At 61.1% G+C, this 17,586-nt stretch carries 21 protein-coding genes; all 21 read left to right on the top strand.

The window, feature by feature from the left end:
• Positions 1-161 precede the first annotated feature (161 nt).
• The 21 genes from LQ215_RS22250 to recX all read left to right on the top strand — a co-directional run bounded on the left by LQ215_RS22250 (position 162) and on the right by recX (position 17,501).
• Positions 162-746: a phage tail terminator protein gene (locus tag LQ215_RS22250; RefSeq protein ID WP_230152597.1), complete on the top strand. Its 585-nt coding sequence runs from the start codon at positions 162-164 to the stop codon at positions 744-746.
• Entirely contained in the window at positions 743-925 is a 183-nt protein-coding gene (locus LQ215_RS22245; protein ID WP_003198311.1) for a DUF2635 domain-containing protein, read from the top strand. The genes LQ215_RS22250 and LQ215_RS22245 overlap by 4 nt, the downstream gene beginning before the upstream one ends.
• A complete protein-coding gene (locus tag LQ215_RS22240; protein WP_230152596.1) occupies positions 925-2,421 on the top strand; it encodes a phage tail sheath subtilisin-like domain-containing protein in 1,497 nt (498 codons plus the stop codon). The genes LQ215_RS22245 and LQ215_RS22240 overlap by 1 nt, the downstream gene beginning before the upstream one ends.
• Positions 2,422-2,606: 185 nt before the next feature.
• A complete protein-coding gene (locus tag LQ215_RS22235; RefSeq protein ID WP_003198314.1) occupies positions 2,607-2,954 on the top strand; it encodes a phage tail tube protein in 348 nt (115 codons plus the stop codon).
• Positions 2,951-3,247, top strand: coding sequence for a phage tail assembly protein (locus tag LQ215_RS22230; RefSeq protein WP_003198316.1), 297 nt, complete (start codon positions 2,951-2,953; stop codon positions 3,245-3,247). Before LQ215_RS22235 ends, LQ215_RS22230 begins: the two co-directional genes overlap by 4 nt.
• Before the next feature lie 130 nt (positions 3,248-3,377).
• Complete coding sequence (locus LQ215_RS22225) at positions 3,378-4,952, top strand: phage tail protein (RefSeq protein WP_230152595.1); 1,575 nt, start codon at positions 3,378-3,380, stop codon at positions 4,950-4,952.
• The gene (locus LQ215_RS22220; protein WP_230152594.1) at positions 4,939-6,177 is read left to right on the top strand and encodes a DNA circularization protein; all 1,239 of its coding nucleotides are present in this window, start codon (positions 4,939-4,941) and stop codon (positions 6,175-6,177) included. Before LQ215_RS22225 ends, LQ215_RS22220 begins: the two co-directional genes overlap by 14 nt.
• A gap of 3 nt (positions 6,178-6,180) precedes the next feature.
• Entirely contained in the window at positions 6,181-7,221 is a 1,041-nt protein-coding gene (locus LQ215_RS22215; RefSeq protein WP_230152593.1) for a phage baseplate assembly protein, read from the top strand.
• Between the two features lie 1,072 nt (positions 7,222-8,293).
• Positions 8,294-8,803, top strand: a complete 510-nt coding sequence (locus tag LQ215_RS22210; protein ID WP_028237198.1) for a phage baseplate assembly protein V — start codon at positions 8,294-8,296, stop codon at positions 8,801-8,803.
• Positions 8,803-9,201 carry a phage GP46 family protein gene (locus tag LQ215_RS22205; RefSeq protein ID WP_079303617.1) on the top strand — a complete coding sequence of 133 codons (399 nt, stop codon included), beginning with the start codon at positions 8,803-8,805 and terminating at the stop codon, positions 9,199-9,201. Before LQ215_RS22210 ends, LQ215_RS22205 begins: the two co-directional genes overlap by 1 nt.
• The gene (locus LQ215_RS22200) at positions 9,191-10,231 is read left to right on the top strand and encodes a baseplate J/gp47 family protein (RefSeq protein ID WP_230152592.1); all 1,041 of its coding nucleotides are present in this window, start codon (positions 9,191-9,193) and stop codon (positions 10,229-10,231) included. The genes LQ215_RS22205 and LQ215_RS22200 overlap by 11 nt, the downstream gene beginning before the upstream one ends.
• Positions 10,219-10,818 (top strand): YmfQ family protein, encoded by a 600-nt coding sequence (locus LQ215_RS22195; RefSeq protein ID WP_230152591.1) that lies wholly within the window; start codon positions 10,219-10,221, stop codon positions 10,816-10,818. The genes LQ215_RS22200 and LQ215_RS22195 overlap by 13 nt, the downstream gene beginning before the upstream one ends.
• 10 nt (positions 10,819-10,828) lie before the next feature.
• On the top strand, positions 10,829-11,992 hold the full coding sequence (locus tag LQ215_RS22190) for a phage tail protein (RefSeq protein ID WP_230152590.1): 1,164 nt from the start codon (positions 10,829-10,831) through the stop codon (positions 11,990-11,992).
• Complete coding sequence (locus LQ215_RS22185) at positions 11,989-12,498, top strand: phage tail protein (RefSeq protein ID WP_230152589.1); 510 nt, start codon at positions 11,989-11,991, stop codon at positions 12,496-12,498. Before LQ215_RS22190 ends, LQ215_RS22185 begins: the two co-directional genes overlap by 4 nt.
• 27 nt (positions 12,499-12,525) lie before the next feature.
• Complete coding sequence (locus LQ215_RS22180) at positions 12,526-13,737, top strand: carbohydrate-binding protein CenC (RefSeq protein WP_230152588.1); 1,212 nt, start codon at positions 12,526-12,528, stop codon at positions 13,735-13,737.
• Positions 13,738-13,745: 8 nt separating this feature from the next.
• Complete coding sequence (locus LQ215_RS22175; protein WP_230152587.1) at positions 13,746-14,114, top strand: phage tail assembly chaperone; 369 nt, start codon at positions 13,746-13,748, stop codon at positions 14,112-14,114.
• 121 nt (positions 14,115-14,235) lie between these two features.
• Positions 14,236-14,799, top strand: coding sequence for a glycoside hydrolase family 19 protein (locus LQ215_RS22170; RefSeq protein WP_230152586.1), 564 nt, complete (start codon positions 14,236-14,238; stop codon positions 14,797-14,799).
• The gene (locus LQ215_RS22165) at positions 14,781-15,317 is read left to right on the top strand and encodes a lysis system i-spanin subunit Rz (RefSeq protein ID WP_230152585.1); all 537 of its coding nucleotides are present in this window, start codon (positions 14,781-14,783) and stop codon (positions 15,315-15,317) included. Before LQ215_RS22170 ends, LQ215_RS22165 begins: the two co-directional genes overlap by 19 nt.
• 71 nt (positions 15,318-15,388) lie before the next feature.
• Positions 15,389-15,889 carry a CinA family protein gene (locus LQ215_RS22160; protein ID WP_230152584.1) on the top strand — a complete coding sequence of 167 codons (501 nt, stop codon included), beginning with the start codon at positions 15,389-15,391 and terminating at the stop codon, positions 15,887-15,889.
• Positions 15,890-15,972: 83 nt separating this feature from the next.
• Positions 15,973-17,025, top strand: coding sequence for a recombinase RecA (gene recA, locus LQ215_RS22155; protein WP_014336835.1), 1,053 nt, complete (start codon positions 15,973-15,975; stop codon positions 17,023-17,025).
• An 8-nt stretch (positions 17,026-17,033) separates the two neighbouring features.
• A complete protein-coding gene (gene recX / locus LQ215_RS22150) occupies positions 17,034-17,501 on the top strand; it encodes a recombination regulator RecX (RefSeq protein WP_230152583.1) in 468 nt (155 codons plus the stop codon).
• Positions 17,502-17,586 lie beyond the last annotated feature (85 nt).

Raw genomic sequence — 17,586 nt, 5'->3', positions numbered from 1 at the left:
CAGCTCCATTGCCTGACACGCCGCCATCGCGAGCAAGCTCGCTCCCACAGTTTTGTTCAGCGTTGCACATATCCCTGCGCCCAACCGAGTTCTTCTGTGGGAGCGAGCCTGCTCGCTCCCACAGGTCTCCCTGATTGCATCTTCTCTACCGGAATTCTTCCATGAAGATCACACCGATCCTCACGCAATTGCGTGAGCAATGCCCCGCGCTCGCCCAGCGGGTGGCCGCAGGCTTTGACCTCGCCACGCTGCAAGCCGAGACCCCGCTGCAGACCCCCTGCGCCTATGTCCTGCCCACCGCCGACATTGCCAGCAAGAACGCGGCTCAGAACATCACGCTGCAAGCGGTGCGTGATCGTTTTGATGCCGTGCTGGTGCTCGACGCCACGGACGCGACAAAAGCGCTGGATCTGTTGCACGACCTGCGAGCCGAACTGTGGCGCGCGCTGGTGGGGTTCAAGCCGGGCGCCGAGTACACCGGCATCGAGTACGACGGCAGCGAACTGGTTCCCATCAATAGCAGCCGTGTGTTGTACCGGCTGCGCTTTTTCGCCGAGTTCCAGCTGGGCCGCAATCTGGCGAGCCAGCCTGCCGAAAGCTGGCACGAGCGTGAACTGGACGGCTTGTCGTCCTTTACCGGGGCCACCGTGCGGGTCGATGCCATCGACCCGGCGGACCCCAACCTGAAACGTCCCGGCCCCGACGGGCGCGTGGAACTGACTTTCTCTGGAGACGTAACCCCATGAGCAAACGCATCACCGTGCTGCCGGCCCCGGGCCGTGCCGTACCGGACCCGGAAGCGGGCGATCTGTTGCCCCTCGAAGGCCGTGAAGTGCCAGACAACGCCTGGTGGCGTCGACGTCTGGCCGATGGCGATATCACTACCAAAGCCGTGAAAGCGGCAAAACCACAGGGAGCCAAATAATGGCGATCGGATTCAGCAATATTCCCGCGGACATTCGTGTGCCGCTGTTCTACGCCGAAATGGACAACTCGGCCGCCAATAGCGCGTCTTCGGCCATGCGCCGGTTGATCGTCGCCCAGGTCAACGACAACGTCGCCCCGGCCGAGGTCGGCAAACTGGTGCTGGTGTCCAGCGTCGCGCTGGCCAAGAACATCGGCGGGCAGGGCTCGATGCTCGCCTCGATGTACGAGACCTGGCGCAAGACCGACCCCCTCGGTGAAATCTGGTGCCTGCCGCTGCACAACGCCGAAGGCGCCATCGCCCAGGGCGTGCTGACCTTCACCGGCGCCGCGACGCAAAGCGGTGTGATCAACCTGTACGTTGGCGGTGTGCGCGTCCAGGCCGCCATCGTCAACGGCGCCACGGCAGCTCAGGCCGCCACCGCGCTGGCCTTGAAAATCAACGCGTCCGCCGACCTGCCGGTGACCGCTGCGGCCGCCGAAGGAGTCGTGACCCTGCGCGCCAAATGGACCGGTGACAGCGGCAACGACATCAGCCTGCAATTCAATCGCCTGGGCAAGAGCAATGGCGAAAACACCCCGGCGGGGCTGACCACCGCCATCACCACGATGACTGGTGGCGCCGGTGTGCCCGACCAGACTGCCGCCGTCGCGGCCCTGGGCGACGAGCCGTTCGAGTTCATCGCCATGCCCTGGTCCGATGTGGCGAGCCTCAACACCTGGCAAGCGGTCATGGACGACAACACCGGTCGCTGGTCCTGGGCCAAGCAGTTGTTCGGCCATGTCTACAGCGCCAAGCGCGGCACTATTGGCACCCTGGTTGCCGCCGGTCAGGCACGCAACGACCAGCACATGACCATCCAGGCCCTGGAGCTGGGCGTACCGCAACCGTTCTGGGTCCAGGCCGCTGCGTTGGCCGCGCGCACGGCGGTGTTCATCTCCGCCGACGCCAGCCGTCCGACCCAGAGCGGCAGCCTGCCAGGCTTGGACCCGGCACCGGCCAGCGAACGTTTCACCCTGACCGAGCGCCAGTCGCTGCTCAATTACGGTATCGCGACCGCGTATTACGAAGGTGGCTACGTGCGCATCCAGCGTTCCATCACCACGTATCAGAAGAATGCCTTCGGCCAGGCGGACAACTCCTACCTGGACAGCGAAACCATGCACCAGTCGGCGTTCATCGTCCGCCGTCTGCAAAGCGTGATCACCAGCAAGTACGGTCGCCACAAACTGGCCGCCGACGGCACCCGTTTCGGCGCCGGCCAGCCCATCGTGACCCCGAGCACCATTCGCGGCGAGCTGATTGCTCAATACGCCAAGCTCGAACTGGAAGGCCATGTGGAAAACGCCGAGCTGTTCGCCGAGCACCTGGTGGTCGAGCGTGACAGCCAGGACCCGAGCCGGGTCAATGTGCTGTTCCCGCCGGACTACATCAACGGCCTGCGGGTGTTCGCGCTGCTCAACCAGTTCCGCCTGCAATACGACGTCGCCGCCTGATCGTGGCGAGGGAGCTTGCTCCCGCTGGGCTGCGAAGCGGCCCCCTGTTTCGCCAGTCATCACACCGTAGGGGATGCTGGCGCATCCAGCGGGAGCAAGCTCCCTCGCCACAATGATGCAAACAAACCTTAAGCGAACAGCACTGGCCCACCCCGAGTGGGCTTTTTATTGAAGGGAGAAACACCATGGGTCAACTGATTGCGGGCACCTGCTACGTCAAAGTGGACGGCGCTCAACTGACCATCAACGGTGGCTGCGAAGCGCCACTGATGTTCACCAAACGCGAAACCGTCGTACCGGGTTTCTACAAGGAAACCGACATTGCCCCGTCCTTCAAGGTGACGGCGCTGCACACTGCGGACTTCCCGCTCAAGCAACTGGTGGCGGGCACCGACATGACCGTCACCTGCGAATTCAACAACGGCAAGGTCTACGTGCTGGCCGGCGCCTACCTGGTGGAAGAGCCGGTTTCCAAAGGCGACGACGCCACCATCGAACTGAAATTCGAAGGCATCAAGGGGACCTGGCAATGAGCGATGTCGTGACGCTGCGCGTGGCCATCGAGGCCCACGGCGAGCCTGTGAGCGAACTGACCCTGCGCCGTCCGACGGTGCAGGAAGTCCGGGCGATCAAGGCGCTGCCGTACAAGATCGACAAGAGCGAGGAGGTGAGCCTGGACATGGACGTCGCGGCCAAATACATCGCGGTGTGCGCCGGCATCCCACCGTCGTCGGTCAACCAGTTGGACCTGGCTGACCTCAATGCCCTGAGCTGGGCCGTCGCGAGTTTTTTCATGAGTGCGGCGTCGCAGCCATCGGCGACCTGATCGCCGCCGCCTATGACCTGGCCTGGTTCTGGAAGGTTGACCCCGAACAGATGATGGCCAGGCCACTGGATGTGCTCCGCGAATCCCTGGAGCACGCGCAACGGATCAATGCGATGCAGCAGGTGCAGTGATGGCAGACACACAGAAGGTAGAGAAAAAAGCGGTGCTGCTCACGGGCATCGATGAGCTGTCACCCAAGCTCGCCGGCCTGCGTGCGAAGGTCGCGAGTTTCAAGCAGAACCTCGACGCCACGGGCCTGGGCAGCCTGGATATTTCCGGTCTGCTGCCCAGTGACGGCTTGGCTCAACCGTTTATGGACGGGCTCAAGTCGGCGCTGGCCTTCAAGGACGAAGCGGGCGCAGCGAGCGCGGCGGCCAGCGCCGTCCAGGCGCCTGACGCGCCCCGTGTAGCGGCACAGAACCTGGATGGATTGAAGACTTCCATCAGCAACGTGTCGGTGCAGTTCGGCTCGGCCCTGGGGCCTGCGGTCAACGCGGTGGCGGTCAGTTTGCAGCCCATGGTCAGCGGCGTGGCCCAGGTGCTACAGGACAACCCGCAACTGGTACAGGGCCTGGCAAATGGCGTCGTAGCGTTCAACGCGATCCAGATGGCGGTCAGCGGCGCAAGCCAGGCGTTCGAGGTGGTGAACCTGGCCTTGAAGATGAATCCCATCGGCTTGATTGCCATGGGCATCGCCTTGGCGGCAGGCATGATCATCGCCCACTGGACGCCGATTTCGGCGTTCTTCGCCGGGCTCTGGCAGCGGCTTGCGCCGATCGTGCTGCCGATGGTCGAGTTCTTCAAGACGATGTTCGCCTTCACCCCGATGGGGCTGGTGATCAGTAATTGGGGCCCGATCAGCAGCTTTTTTGGCGCACTCTGGAATGTGATCGTGGCGGCGGCAACGCCCATCATCGGTTTCATGCAGACGCTGTTCGCCTGGTCGCCCTTGGGTTTGATCGTTGCCAATTGGACGCCCTTGACCGGGTTGTTCGCGGCGATCTGGGATCTGCTCAAGGCCTTGACCGTGCCGGTGATGGATGCCCTGAAAGGCTTGTTCGACTGGACGCCGTTAGGACTGATCATGGCCAACTGGGGCACGATCGGTGAAGTCTTCGCCGGGATCTGGGAGGGCGTGCGCAACCAGGTGTCGATCATGCTGGCGGTGTTCGGCGGCTTGTTCGACTGGTCACCCATTGAGGGCCTCACCCAGCAGTGGGGGCCGGTGGGCGAGTGGTTCAGCCAGTGGTGGAGCGAGTTGCAGGTGGTGATTGCGCCGATCAAGGCGTTTTTCAACGGCGGCTTCGGCGAGATGATCACCTCGTTCACCGGCAAGGTCGAGGGACTGACCGAGGCGCAGCGGCAGACCAACGCCGAAGGCAAGGGAGAGCTGGCGCCGGCATTTTTTGGCGGGGCCAGCGAGCAGCCTCCGGGCCTGTCGCCCAGCCTGGCGCCAGCGTCCGCCAACGGGCCAGCGAAAACCTCGCTGGCGCCGGGTGCGTTGCCGCAAACCTCCAGTGCCCTGGTGCAACAAAGTGCCGCCAACAACCGCACGCAACTCGAAGGCGGCCTGACCGTGCGTTTCGAAAACGCCCCGGCCGGGTTGCGCGCCGATCCGCCCCAGACCAATCAACCGGCCCTGGCGGTGAGTTCGCGCATCGGCTATCGCTCACTTTCCACAGGAGGCTCCAATGAGCTGGCGTGATCGTTTGTTGCCGGCGTCGTTTCGTGGCGTCGGGTTCTGGGTCGATCAGGCGAAAACCCCGGTCGGCCACAAAGGCCAGCTGCATGAATATCCGCAGCGTGACCAGCCGTTTTTCGAAGGGCTCGGCCAGCAGGCGAAGATTCATGAGTTGACCGCGTTCATCGTCGGCCCCGATTGCCTGGAGCAGCGCGACAAGCTGCTCAAGGCGTTGGAGCAGGGCAGCGGCGAATTGGTGCACCCGTGGTTGGGGCGCCTGCAGGTCAAGGTCGGCGAATGCGACATGACCCAGACCCGCCAGGACGGCGGGCTGGTGACGTTCGCCCTGAAGTTCTACCCCGACCAGCCGCTGCAATTTCCTTCGGCCACGATCAACAGCCAGAAATTGCTGCTGGTCTCGGCCGACAGCTTCCTCGGTTCGGCGGTGCGGCGCTTTGAAGGTGCCATGACCTTGATCAAGGCCGCGCGGATCGGTATCGCGGATCTGCGCAACAGCCTCAAGGACATCTACGGTGTGATCGAGCAGGAGCTCAAACCGTTGATCGAGACCTATCGGCAACTCAGCGACCTGGTCAAGGCGGTGAAAGCGTTGCCCAAGGAGGTGGTGGCCGAGTTCAAGGGGTTGCTGGGGGACATCCGCGAGCTGAAGGACTTTGCCCGTGAAGGCTATCGCGGCGTGATTGCCAGCGTGTCGCAACAGGTGGAGGCCATTCGCAAGGCCGACGCGCCCAAACTCACCACCGGCAAGGACACCACGGCGGCGGCCCAGGCCGTGGCCGACCTGGTGCAGGACACGCTGCTGGTGCAGGCCGCGCAATGGATTGCGGCGATGCCAGTGGCGGCGCCTGTGGTCAAGTTGGGCGCTACGCCTTCGGTGGCGCAACAGGCGGTGCAACCGGTCCAGCGCCGGGACGTGCCGGTGGCCGATGATGTGCTGGCCCTGCGCGACGCCCTTAACGAGGCGATCTGGCAGGCCTCCCTCAAGGCTGATCCGGAGCACTACCAGGCAATGAACAACCTGCGCCAGCAAATGGCCGCGCACTTGACGGCGGTGGCGACGTCGGGTGTCAGGCTGATCAACCTGTCGTTCAAGCAAAGCCTGCCGGCGCTGGTGGTGGCGTATCAGCAATTTGCCGATGCCACCCGGGTGACTGAAGTGACCCAGCGTAACGGCGTAGCCCATCCTGGTTTCCTGCCGCCCAATGACCTGAAAGTCTCCGGGGAGTAAGCCATGAACGAACTCGACAACGCTGTCTCGCTTACCGTCGGCGGGTTGGATTACGGCGGCTGGAAAAGTGTGGAAATCAGTGCGGACCTGGAGCGCCAGTTTCGCACCTTCAAACTCGACATCACCTGGCAATGGCCGGGGCAGACCCAAGCGGTGCCGATCCGTCCGGGCGATGAATGCCAGGTACGCATTGGTGCCGACCTGGTCCTCACCGGCTATGTGTTCAAGGCGCCGGTCAGCTATGACGGTCGGCAGATCAGCCTGAGCATTGAAGGCGGTTCCAAGACCCAGGATTTGGTGGACTGCGCGGCGATCAACCGTCCGACGCAATGGCGCGGGCAAACGGTGTTGAGCATCGTCCAGGCCCTGGCCTCGCAATATGGCGTGGGGGTCGTCAGTGAAATCCCTGAAACCGCGCGGTTGAGCGAACACAGTATCGTGCCGGGGGAAACGGTCTTTCAATCCATCGACCGTTTGCTGACGTTGTTTCGGGTGTTCTCCACCGATGACGCGCTAGGCCGCGTGTTGCTGGCCAAACCCGGCAGCGGCGGACGGGCCAGTGATGTGCTGGAGCTGGGCAAGAACATTCTCTCCGGCAACGCACCGATGGACTACAGCCAGGTGTTCTCTGAATACCGGGTCATCGGTCAGCACAAGGGCAGTGACCAGCAGAGCGGGGCGGCGGTGAGTGAAGTCTCCGGCACCGCCACCGACTTGAGCTTCAAGCGCAAGCGGGTGACGGTGATCAGCGAGAGCGCGCAGTTGACCTTCGAACTGGCTCAGCAACGGGCCGATTGGGAAAGCGCCATCCGCACCGGCAAGGCCCTGACCACCACCTACCGCGTGCAGGGCTGGCGCCAGGCCAATGGCGACTTGTGGCGGCACAACACCTTGGTGCGAGTGATCGACCCGGTGCTGGGGTTCGAAGGTGACATGCTGATTTCCAAAGTGACGTATTCCCTATCGGCACAAGGCTCCGTCACCACCCTGCAAGTCGCGCCGCCGCATACCTTCGACGCCAACCCGGTGCCACCAAAACCTTGAGTCGAGCACCGATGCCTGCCCACCACAGATCCCCTAATGTGGGAGCGAGCTTGCTCGCGAAAGCGGTGGGTCAGCTTGCATCGATGTTGGATGTGCTACCGCCATCGCGAGCAGGCTCGCTCCCACAGTATTTCGAGACCGCCTCCGAGTTTCTGCCCGCCGCAAATCCCTTGTGGGAGCGAGCTTGCTCGCGAAAGCGGTGGGCCAGCTTGCATCGATGTTGGATGTGCTGGCGCCATCGCGAGCAGGCTCGCTCCCACAGTATCTCGAGAGCGCCTCCAAAGTTTCTGCCCACCGCAAATCCCCTGTGGGAGCGAGCCTGCTCGCGAAAGCGGTGGGTCATCTTGCATCGATGTTGGATGTGCTACCGCCATCGCGAGCAAGCTCGCTCCCACAGTATTTCGAGACCGCCTCCAAGTTTCTGCCCACCGCAAATCCCCTGTGGGAGCGAGCCTGCTCGCGAAAGCGGTGGGCCAGCTTGCATCGATGTTGGATGTGCTGGCGCCATCGCGAGCAGGCTCGCTCCCACAGTATTTCGAGACCGCCTCCGAGTTTCTGCCCACCGCAAATCCTTTGTGGGAGCGAGCCTGCTCGCGAAAGCGGTGGGCCAGCTTGCATCGATGTTGGATGTGCTGGCGCCATCGCGAGCAAGCTCGCCCCCACAGTATTTCGAGACCGCCTCCGAGTTTCTGCCCACCGCAAACCCCTTGTGGGAGCGAGCTTGCTCGCGAAAGCGGTGGGCCAGCTTGCATCGATGTTGGATGTGCTACCGCCATCGCGAGCAAGCTCGCTCCCACAGTATCTCGAGAGCGCCTCCGAGTTTCTGCCCACCGCAAACCCCTTGTGGGAGCGAGCCTGCTCGCGAAAGCGGTGGGTCATCTTGCATCGATGTTGGATGTGCTACCGCCATCGCGAGCAAGCTCGCCCCCACAGTATTTCGAGACCGCCTCCGAGTTTCTGCCCACCGCAAATCCCTTGTGGGAGCGAGCTTGCTCGCGAAAGCGGCAGCGCAGCCAATAGAGGTGTTGATCCGAACACCGCGTTCAAGTCCCCGATTCTCAAGGAAACCTCAATGAGTCTACTGACCCGCCTTTTGGCGCGCGGCACTGTCGTGCTCGCCAATTCGGCCACCAAGTTGCAGTCGCTGCAAATGCGCCTCACCGCCGGCGAAGTGAACGACGACATGGAGCACTTTGAACCCTACGGCTTTACCAGCAACCCGTTGGCCGGTGCCGAGGGCATTGCCACGTTCCTGGGGGGCGATCGTTCCCATGCGGTGGTGCTGGTGGTCGCCGATCGCCGCTTTCGCCTCCAGGCCCTGGCCCCCGGCGAAGTGGCGCTCTACACCGACGAGGGCGACAAGCTCCACTTCAAGCGTGGTCGTGTCATCGACATCCAGACCGCGACCCTGAACATCCGCGCCAGCAGCGCGGTGAACATCGACAGCCCCGTCATCAACCACACCGGCAAGATCGTGTCCCAGGGCGACCAGATCGCCGGCGGCATCAGCCAGATCAAACACGTGCATGTCGGCGTACAGGCCGGCAACGGTCAGACCGGTGCGCCGGCGGGAGGCCAATGATGTTCATCAGCCAGAACCTGCACGCCGCGCTGACCCGCTCGGTGCTGATCAGCCTGTTCACCTGGCGCCGCGCCGCTGACGACGATGCCGTCGACGATGAAGAACGTTTCGGCTGGTGGGGAGACACCTTTCCGACCGTGGCCGACGACCGCATCGGCTCGCGGCTGTGGCTGTTGCGCCGGGTCAAGCTGACTCGCCAGACCCAACTCGACGCCGAATTCTATGCCCGCGAAGCCCTGCAATGGCTGATCGACGACGGCCATTGCAAGGCCATCGACATCATCAGCGAACGCCTCGACGCCCAGCGCCTGAACCTGCGCACGGTCCTGACCCTGGCCGACGGCGAGCGCCTGGACATCAACCCCGATAACAGTTGGCAGGTGACCTATGCCGTTTGAAACCCCTTCGCTGCCGGTGCTGATCAAACGCGCCCAAAGCGACCTGGCCAGCGATTCGCTGCGCCAGTCCGATGCCCAAGTGCTGGCCCGCACCCTCGGCGGCGCCGCCTATGGCCTGTATGGCTACCTGGACTGGATCGCCGAGCAGATCCTGCCGGACAAGGCCGACGAATCCACCCTGGAACGCATCGCCGCCCTGCGCCTGAACCAGGCGCGCAAAGCGGCCCAGGTGGCCAGCGGCAGTGTCAGTTTCACCGCCACCGCTGGCGCGGTACTGGATGTCGACACGCTGTTGCAATCCACCGATGGCCGCACATTCAAAGTGACCACCGCCCGCACTACCAGCAATGGCCTGAACATCACCACCATCGCCGCGCTGGACGCTGGCAGCCTGGGCAACGCCGACGCCGGCCTGGTGCTGACGCCAGTTCAACCGATTCTCGGCATTGGCAGCAGCTTCACCGTGCTGGCGCCGGGGCTGACCGGCGGTGTTGCCCGGGAAAGCCTTGAATCCCTGCGGGCGCGGGTGATCCGCTCCTACCGCATCATCCCCCACGGTGGCTCGGCCCAGGACTATGAAACCTGGGCCCTGGAGTGCCCTGGCATTACCCGCGCCTGGTGTCGTGGCAGCTACCTGGGACCGGGCACTGTCGGCCTTTTCGTGATGCGGGACGATGATCCGCAACCGATCCCCAACGCCGAGCAATTGGAAGAGGTGCGGACCTACATCGAGCCCTTGCGTCCGGTGACCGCCGAGCTGCACGTACTGGCGCCGACGCAGCTGCCGGTGAACTACCGGCTGCGCATCACCCCGGACACCAGCGCCGTGCGCGCTGCCATCGAGGCCCAGCTGCGCGACTTGCATAACCGCGAAGCGGGCCTCGGCGAAACGCTGTTGCTGAGCCATATCGCTGAGGCCATCAGCAGCGCCACCGGCGAAACCGATCACAAACTCTCCGCACCCATCGCCGATGTCGTCGCCGCCAGCAACCAGTTGCTGACATTCGGAGGCTGCACATGGCTGGAATAAGAACCGCCGAACAGTACCAGGCCCAACTGCGCAGCCTGCTGCCCAGCGGTCCGGCGTGGGACCCCGAGCGCGTGCCGGAACTTGAGCAAGTGCTTGAAGGCATCGCCCAGGAGCTGGCCCGCCTCGACGCCCGTGCCGCCGACCTGCTCAACGAGATGGACCCGGCGGGCGTGAGTGAACTGGTGCCGGATTGGGAGCGGGTGATGAACCTGCCTGATCCGTGTTTGGGCGCCACGCCGTTGTATGACGATCGTCGTTTGGCGGTGCGGCGGCGGTTGTTGGCGGTGGGCAGCCAGGCCATTGCGTATTACGTGGAAATCGCCAAGAGCCAGGGCTACCCCAACGCCACCATCACCGAACTCAAGGCCCCGCGCATGGGCCGTGCACGGTTCGGCGAGGCTCACTTCGGCACCTGGCAGGCGCAATTCATGTGGACCCTCAACACCGGTGGCCACCTGCTGTTGGGTCGACGTTTCGGCGCCAGCTATTGGGGCGAACGCTTTGGCGTCAACCCGGGCTCGGCCCTGGAGTGCCTGATCCACCGCAGCGCACCGGCGCATACCAAGGTTCACATCAATTATGACTAGGGAGTAGACGATGGATTATCCGAAAAGTGTGCCCAGCGCCGGGCTGGTGAATGGGAAGTTCGTGGATGAAAACCCATTGACCGGGACGCCGGGGTCGTTGATTCCGGCCGCTTGGGGAAATGGTGTAACGCAAGAGATTGTGAATGTCATCAAGGCGGGGGACCTGACGCCAGATGAAACTCAAAACGATCAACTGCTCGAGGCGATCCAGTCAGTCACCGCCAAGGGCTGGAACCAGGATCTCGCGCTTCCGATCGCCGCTTTGCCGCTGCCAACGATTGCAACGGTGGACGCCCGTCTGGCAGTCACTTCAACGGCATTATCAACCAGCGGCGGTCGCGTCTCGATTCCGGCGGGTGTGTATATCAGCATCGGTCAGGAGGTCGTGAGCGGGCGGTTGGGCCGTTCACGTACTTATGTGACTGACGCGTGGAGCAGCGGCGACCTGCTGCCCAGTTCCGGTTACTTTCTAAGAGCGCAGGTAGTCGGTAATACGCTGACTTTTTACATGCAGCGTGGAAGTCTCTACGACGTTGCCCCCGAGTCGCTGAAGGGCACTATAAATGGAGCTTCCGGCGGTGGATTCCAATCCACGCCGCTGGATATGTGCCTGGCTTGGGTGGCAACCGGAGCGCCGGGGTCCTTGCCTACGGTTCGCTCGATTTACAACCGCGCGGGATTGATTTGGACGCAAACGATAAATGGCACCGGTGTCGCGTACCTGCCGCTTGATCCGCATGCGCGTGCGGCTCGGCTCGTTGCAGGTAATCCCACGCCGCCTTCGAACACATTGACCTCAATGGCTTTTGCCCAAGCCGGGTGGATAGGGGGTAACTACAGCTACCTGTCGCCCGCCTTACAAAGTATCGGCAACAGCCCGGCGGGTTGGACCAACCCTGCAAGCCCGTCAATGTGCGTGCTGTTCTCCAGCAACGTTATCGGTGACGTCACGATATCCACGGTCACCGCCAGCTTTGATCATTCCCAGTTGCGTTCGCTTTGGCAGTCGTATCAGGCCGAGCACACATTGGGTGCAACCAATGCCGATAGCGACGAATTGCTATTGAGCATGGGGATCAAGGGGCACCAGGCATTGACGGATTACAGCGTGGGTATCGCCGTCAATTTTTCCAATGCGATCAATGTTCATCTGTCCTGGGAGCTGATCCGATGAAAGTCATTCAAGAGTTGCATCAGTACGAAGATGAACTCCGCCCGGCCCCGCCATCCCCAGCCCATGCATGGGAGGACGGTACATGGGTACTTACTGAAGAAAATGCTGCTGAGTTGTTACGCCAGGAGGCCGAACGCTTGTGCGCCAAGGTCGATGCCGCTGCCGACAGCGTACGTCGCGCCTTGGCCGGTGATTCCTTGCGTGCCCTGGAGTACCAACAAGCCGCCCTTGAAGCGCAGGCCTTCAAGGATCAGGGCTACCCGAAAAAAGCCGTTCCACTGGCCGTTTCTGCGTGGGTCGTCAAAGGCCGCGCAGCCAGGCAGGCGGCGGATCAGATCCTCGCCAAGTCCGCCGAATTCGAAGCGAACCTGCTAGCGCTTCGCGAACTGCGCCTCAAGGCCAAGGCACAGATTCGCGCGCACATGGCCAAAGGCAAGGCAGATCTCGCGGCCCAAGTCACTGATGACGTGCTTGCGGCTATCCGAGCGCTACCTCTTCAGGCTTGAGCCTCCATTACATAGAGAGCAATAAACATGGATTATCCAAAGAGTGTTCCCAGCGTCGGGCTGGTGAACGGCGTGTTCGTGGATGAAAACCCGCTGGCGGGCACGCCCGGGTCTTTGATTCCAGCAAAATGGGGCAATAGCGTCACGCAGGAGCTTCTTACGACGATCATTGAGGCTGGACTGGTTCCAGCCGAAGATGAAAACAACCAGTTGTGCCAAGCAATTCGAACGCTGGCCAAACTTGACCCAAGGCAGAACTTTCCGGCCCAAGTGTATCGTAGAAATCTGCTAATTAACGGTAATTTTGATATCTGGCAGCGCGGGACAACTAACCTTAACCCCAATACAGGTGCATTTGTAGCAGACCGCTTTCGTTGCGATTGGAACGGTAATGCAGGCGTCAATATTTCCCGCCAGAGTTTCCTTATGGGGCAGTCAGAAGTGCCCCATGAGCCTCGTTTTTTTTACCGTTGGCAGCAAGTAGTTGCCGGGGCGGGATCAACCGTCCATAAAATTTCCCAGGCCGTTGAGTCGGTTCGGACTTTAGCGGGCAAGGTTGCAACTATCACCTTTTGGGCCAAGGCTGACACGTCGCGGCAAGTTTCGTTAACCATGACTCAGTTTTTCGGAAATGGTGGCTCAGTATCGGTTGTTACTCCTGTGGCGGCCTTTCAAGTCAAGAATACATGGGCAAAATATAGCGCGACTTTTCAGCTGCCTTCCATTGCAGGGAAGGTTGTCGGCGCTGCCGGTAATGACTATCTTTTGCTGTCTTTAGATTTGCCCCTTAATGTTTTGCAGACTTTTGATTTGGCGCAGATTCAACTCGAGGAAAGTCCCGTCGCTACACCCTTTGAAAATCGCAGTCCCGTCGAAGAGTTGCTGCTATGTCAGCGCTATTATGAAAAAACCTACAAGCTGGATGTGCCACCCGGAAGTGTGACAACTTTAGAGGGATGCCTGATTTCAATTGTCAACATGGGGCAGTCGGGACCGGCTTCACAACCCTTGGCTCAATGGTCGTTCAAAGTCGAAAAAAGAGCGATTCCCAGTATCAGTCTATTTCGGCCCGCTCAAAACGGAACGTTGGGGCAATGGCGCTCCGGCTCCGATGAGGTTTCTTCCGCCAATGCCGTTTCCTATGCCACTTCAACCCGGGGAACTTGGGTGCATAACTCAGATACCGGCTTGGTGTCGCAAACTTATTACATTCATGCTGCGGCAGATGCCGAACTTTAGGAGCTGTTATGAGTTTTCAACTAACTGTTGATCCAGATACGGTCATTCGTTTGTATGACAACACCACCATCCCTCGTCATCACCGTTATTGGGCTGAATATGAAGAGTGGGTCGAAAATGGCGGCATTCCAATCCCTATCAAGGAGCAGAATGACGATGTGAAAGAGCGGGTCTGGCGCGATTCGCAATTTTCAAGTGTCAAGTGGCTTCGCGAGCGTCATCGCGACGAAGCTGATCTTGGTTTGACTTCGACGCTGACTGACGAGCAATTCAAAGAATTATTGAACTATATGCAAGCGCTTCGAGAATGGCCTCAGGATGCAAATTTTCCTCAAACGCAGCGGCGCCCTCCCGTACCCCAATGGATCACTGAGTGAGTGCCTCAGAACTAGGGGGAATATTCTGCAGGATGAGTTTTTTCCTGGAACTCAGCATCGTCCGGTTGCGCCGTCTTGGCTGGCCGGACATCTTTGATCATGCACTTGCGATGACCTGAACATGGACCTTACGCAGCAGCAACTCAGCAACATCATGCCCAACGCCCGCGCCCAAGCGGGCGTTTTTATTTCCGCGCTGAACGCCGCCATGTCGCGCCATGGTATCGACACGCCCAAACGCATGGCCGCGTTCCTGGCCCAGGTCGGTCATGAGTCGGGACAATTGCGTTATGTACGCGAGCTGGGCAGCGAGCAATACCTGAGCAAATACGATACCGGAACCCTGGCCGTTCGCCTGGGCAACTCGCCCCAGGCCGACGGAGATGGTCAGAAGTATCGTGGTCGCGGACTGATTCAAATGACCGGCCACGACAACTATCTTCGTTGCAGCCTCGGCCTGTTTGGTGATGAACGCCTGTTGGCCTTGCCTGAACTGCTGGAGCAACCGCAATGGGCAGCGGAGTCTGCTGCATGGTTCTGGCAACAGGCTGGCTTGAACGAACTGGCCGACCGCGATCAGTTCAACACCATCACCCGTCGTATCAACGGCGGTTTGAACGGTTTGGAGGATCGCCTGCAACTCTGGGCACGGGCGAGGGCGGTGTTATGCCAACCCTCGATCTGATGCCGTTCTCGTTGCGCAGCCTCGGCGTCGTTGTGTTGCTGGCGCTGTTGGCCGGTGGCCCGGCGGTGCTGGCGTGGCGGATTCAGGATTGGCGTTATGGTCGGCAATTGGCGCAGATAGCCCAGTCTCAGGCTGAGACGCTTAATCAAATCACCCAGGCGGCTGCGATGCAACAAAAGGCCGAGCAGGACAAACGCCTGGCCTTGGAGCAGCAACTTTCCGCCAGCGAACAAACCCATTACCGAGCCTTGAACGATGCCCAACGTGACCAGGATCGCCTGCGCGATCGCCTTGCTACTGCCGATGTCCGGCTGTCAGTCCTCCTCGATGCCGACGATGTTGCCGCCGGTTGTGCAGTGCCTGCCACCCCCCGCGCCAGCGGCGTGGATCATGGAAGCGCGAGAGCCCGACTTGACCCGGCGCATGCTCAACGAATTATCGCCATCACCGACGCCGGTGATCGCGCACTGATTGCCTTGCAGGCCTGTCAGGCCTATATCAGAGCGCTGGGTCGGTAATCTCTCGAGCCTTGCAAGCTTCCATTGCTCGTGTACGGTAGGCCTCAATTGCGTGGAATCAGGAGAGCACCATGGACGACATTACCGAACTGGCCGCTGAACTGGGCCGGCGCCTGCAGTTGCTCAATGCCCACGTCACCACGGCCGAATCCTGCACGGGCGGCGGGATCGCCGAGGCGATTACCCGGATTCCCGGGAGTTCGGCCTGGTTCGAGGCCGGTTTTGTCACTTATTCCAATCGCCAGAAGACCCAGCAGTTGGATGTGCCGACCGAGTTGTTCGAGAAGGTGGGGGCGGTCAGCCGCGAGGTGGTCGAGGCCATGGTGCGAGGTGCCCAGCATAAAAGCCTGGCGCGTTTTGCCGTGGCGGTCAGCGGTGTAGCGGGGCCGGACGGTGGTTCGCCGAACAAGCCGGTGGGCACGGTGTGGCTGGCCTGGGGCGTTGGCGAGGCTGTGACCAGCGAGCAGCGATTCTTTGCAGGCAACCGCGACGAGGTCCGCCGACAAACGGTGAAGGCCGCGCTAGAGGGGCTGCTGCAACATGCCGCTGTAGAAATCTCAAATCAGGGGTAGGCGATCCTCAATCGCTGTGGAATAATACTGGCTACTTATACAGGTGTTGGCCGTCAGGCCTTATTGATTACGTGAGGACTTTAATGGACGACAACAAGAAGAAAGCCTTGGCTGCGGCCTTGGGTCAGATCGAACGTCAATTCGGCAAGGGTGCCGTAATGCGTATGGGCGATCAGGACCGTCAGGCTATTCCTTCCATCTCCACCGGCTCCCTGGGCCTGGACATTGCGCTTGGCATCGGCGGCCTGCCAAAAGGCCGAATCGTTGAAATCTACGGTCCTGAATCGTCCGGTAAAACCACACTGACCCTGTCCGTGATCGCCCAGGCCCAAAAAGCCGGTGCGACCTGCGCCTTCGTCGACGCCGAGCACGCCCTGGACCCGGAATACGCCGGCAAGCTGGGGGTCAACGTCGACGACCTGCTGGTTTCCCAGCCAGACACCGGCGAGCAAGCCCTGGAAATCACCGACATGCTGGTGCGTTCCAACGCGGTTGACGTGATCATCGTCGACTCCGTGGCGGCACTGGTGCCGAAGGCTGAAATCGAAGGTGAAATGGGCGACATGCACGTGGGCCTCCAGGCTCGCCTGATGTCCCAAGCCCTGCGCAAGATCACCGGTAACATCAAGAACGCCAACTGCCTGGTGATCTTCATCAACCAGATCCGTATGAAGATCGGTGTGATGTTCGGCAGCCCGGAAACCACTACTGGTGGTAACGCGCTGAAGTTCTACGCCTCGGTTCGCCTCGACATCCGCCGTACTGGCGCGGTGAAAGAAGGTGATGAGGTTGTTGGTAGCGAAACCCGCGTCAAGGTCGTGAAGAACAAGGTGGCTTCGCCGTTCCGTCAGGCCGAGTTCCAGATTCTTTACGGCAAGGGCATCTACCTCAATGGCGAGATGATCGACCTGGGTGTATTGCACGGTTTCGTCGAGAAGTCGGGTGCCTGGTATGCCTACAACGGCACCAAGATCGGTCAGGGCAAGGCCAACTCGGCCAAGTTCCTGGCGGATAACCCGGAAGTTGCCGCTGCTCTCGAGAAGCAACTGCGTGACAAACTGTTGAGCCCGGTTGCAGACGTCAAGTCCGTGGCCAACCGCGAGCCCGTTGACGACCTGGCTGACGCTGATATCTGATCGATCTGATGACCGCCGTACTCGATACCCTCGTCGCGGTGCGGCGAACCGCGATGGACCTGCTCGCCAGGCGCGAGCACGGTCGAGTCGAGCTGACGCGTAAGCTGCGTCAGCGCGGCGCTCCCGATGAGTTGATCGACACGGCCCTCGACCGTTTGACCGAAGAGGGCTTGCTGTCGGAGTCCCGTTACCTGGAAAGCTTTGTCTCGTATCGCGCCCGTTCCGGTTATGGTCCCTTGCGAATTCGTGAGGAACTGGGCCAGCGTGGTTTGCAACGCCCGGATATCGAACTTGCCTTGCGCGAAAGCGGTATCGATTGGCAGGAGCAACTGACGGACACCTGGCGCCGAAAGTTCTCGGGACATTTACCCATCGATGCACGGGAACGAGCCAAGCAAGGGCGCTTCCTGGCGTATCGAGGCTACTCCATGGAAATGATCACCCGCTTGTTCAGCGGTCGCGGTATGGATGACTAGACAAAAACGGCCTGCTATTTCGATAGCAGGCCGTTTTTTATGGGCTCAGGTTACCTTGATCGGCTCCCAGGTGAGGGGGTGGGGT

Source organism: Pseudomonas brassicacearum, assembly GCF_918698105.1.
Lineage (GTDB): Bacteria > Pseudomonadota > Gammaproteobacteria > Pseudomonadales > Pseudomonadaceae > Aquipseudomonas > Aquipseudomonas brassicacearum_F.
This window is presented reverse-complemented; position numbering and strand designations above follow the sequence as displayed.

Bases quoted from the DNA above. Each gene is read 5' to 3' on its own strand.
- LQ215_RS22220 (WP_230152594.1), top strand. From the start codon at position 4,939: ATGAGCTGGCGTGATCGTTTGTTGCCGGCGTCGTTTCGTGGCGTCGGG.
- LQ215_RS22175 (WP_230152587.1), top strand. From the start codon at position 13,746: ATGAGTTTTCAACTAACTGTTGATCCAGATACGGTCATTCGTTTGTAT.
- recX (WP_230152583.1), top strand. From the start codon at position 17,034: ATGACCGCCGTACTCGATACCCTCGTCGCGGTGCGGCGAACCGCGATG.
- LQ215_RS22185 (WP_230152589.1), top strand. From the start codon at position 11,989: ATGAAAGTCATTCAAGAGTTGCATCAGTACGAAGATGAACTCCGCCCG.
- LQ215_RS22165 (WP_230152585.1), top strand. From the start codon at position 14,781: ATGCCAACCCTCGATCTGATGCCGTTCTCGTTGCGCAGCCTCGGCGTC.
- LQ215_RS22235 (WP_003198314.1), top strand. From the start codon at position 2,607: ATGGGTCAACTGATTGCGGGCACCTGCTACGTCAAAGTGGACGGCGCT.
- LQ215_RS22215 (WP_230152593.1), top strand. From the start codon at position 6,181: ATGAACGAACTCGACAACGCTGTCTCGCTTACCGTCGGCGGGTTGGAT.
- recA (WP_014336835.1), top strand. From the start codon at position 15,973: ATGGACGACAACAAGAAGAAAGCCTTGGCTGCGGCCTTGGGTCAGATC.
- LQ215_RS22170 (WP_230152586.1), top strand. From the start codon at position 14,236: ATGGACCTTACGCAGCAGCAACTCAGCAACATCATGCCCAACGCCCGC.
- LQ215_RS22205 (WP_079303617.1), top strand. From the start codon at position 8,803: ATGTTCATCAGCCAGAACCTGCACGCCGCGCTGACCCGCTCGGTGCTG.
- LQ215_RS22210 (WP_028237198.1), top strand. From the start codon at position 8,294: ATGAGTCTACTGACCCGCCTTTTGGCGCGCGGCACTGTCGTGCTCGCC.
- LQ215_RS22230 (WP_003198316.1), top strand. From the start codon at position 2,951: ATGAGCGATGTCGTGACGCTGCGCGTGGCCATCGAGGCCCACGGCGAG.
- LQ215_RS22245 (WP_003198311.1), top strand. From the start codon at position 743: ATGAGCAAACGCATCACCGTGCTGCCGGCCCCGGGCCGTGCCGTACCG.
- LQ215_RS22160 (WP_230152584.1), top strand. From the start codon at position 15,389: ATGGACGACATTACCGAACTGGCCGCTGAACTGGGCCGGCGCCTGCAG.
- LQ215_RS22225 (WP_230152595.1), top strand. From the start codon at position 3,378: ATGGCAGACACACAGAAGGTAGAGAAAAAAGCGGTGCTGCTCACGGGC.
- LQ215_RS22195 (WP_230152591.1), top strand. From the start codon at position 10,219: ATGGCTGGAATAAGAACCGCCGAACAGTACCAGGCCCAACTGCGCAGC.
- LQ215_RS22190 (WP_230152590.1), top strand. From the start codon at position 10,829: ATGGATTATCCGAAAAGTGTGCCCAGCGCCGGGCTGGTGAATGGGAAG.
- LQ215_RS22180 (WP_230152588.1), top strand. From the start codon at position 12,526: ATGGATTATCCAAAGAGTGTTCCCAGCGTCGGGCTGGTGAACGGCGTG.
- LQ215_RS22200 (WP_230152592.1), top strand. From the start codon at position 9,191: ATGCCGTTTGAAACCCCTTCGCTGCCGGTGCTGATCAAACGCGCCCAA.
- LQ215_RS22250 (WP_230152597.1), top strand. From the start codon at position 162: ATGAAGATCACACCGATCCTCACGCAATTGCGTGAGCAATGCCCCGCG.
- LQ215_RS22240 (WP_230152596.1), top strand. From the start codon at position 925: ATGGCGATCGGATTCAGCAATATTCCCGCGGACATTCGTGTGCCGCTG.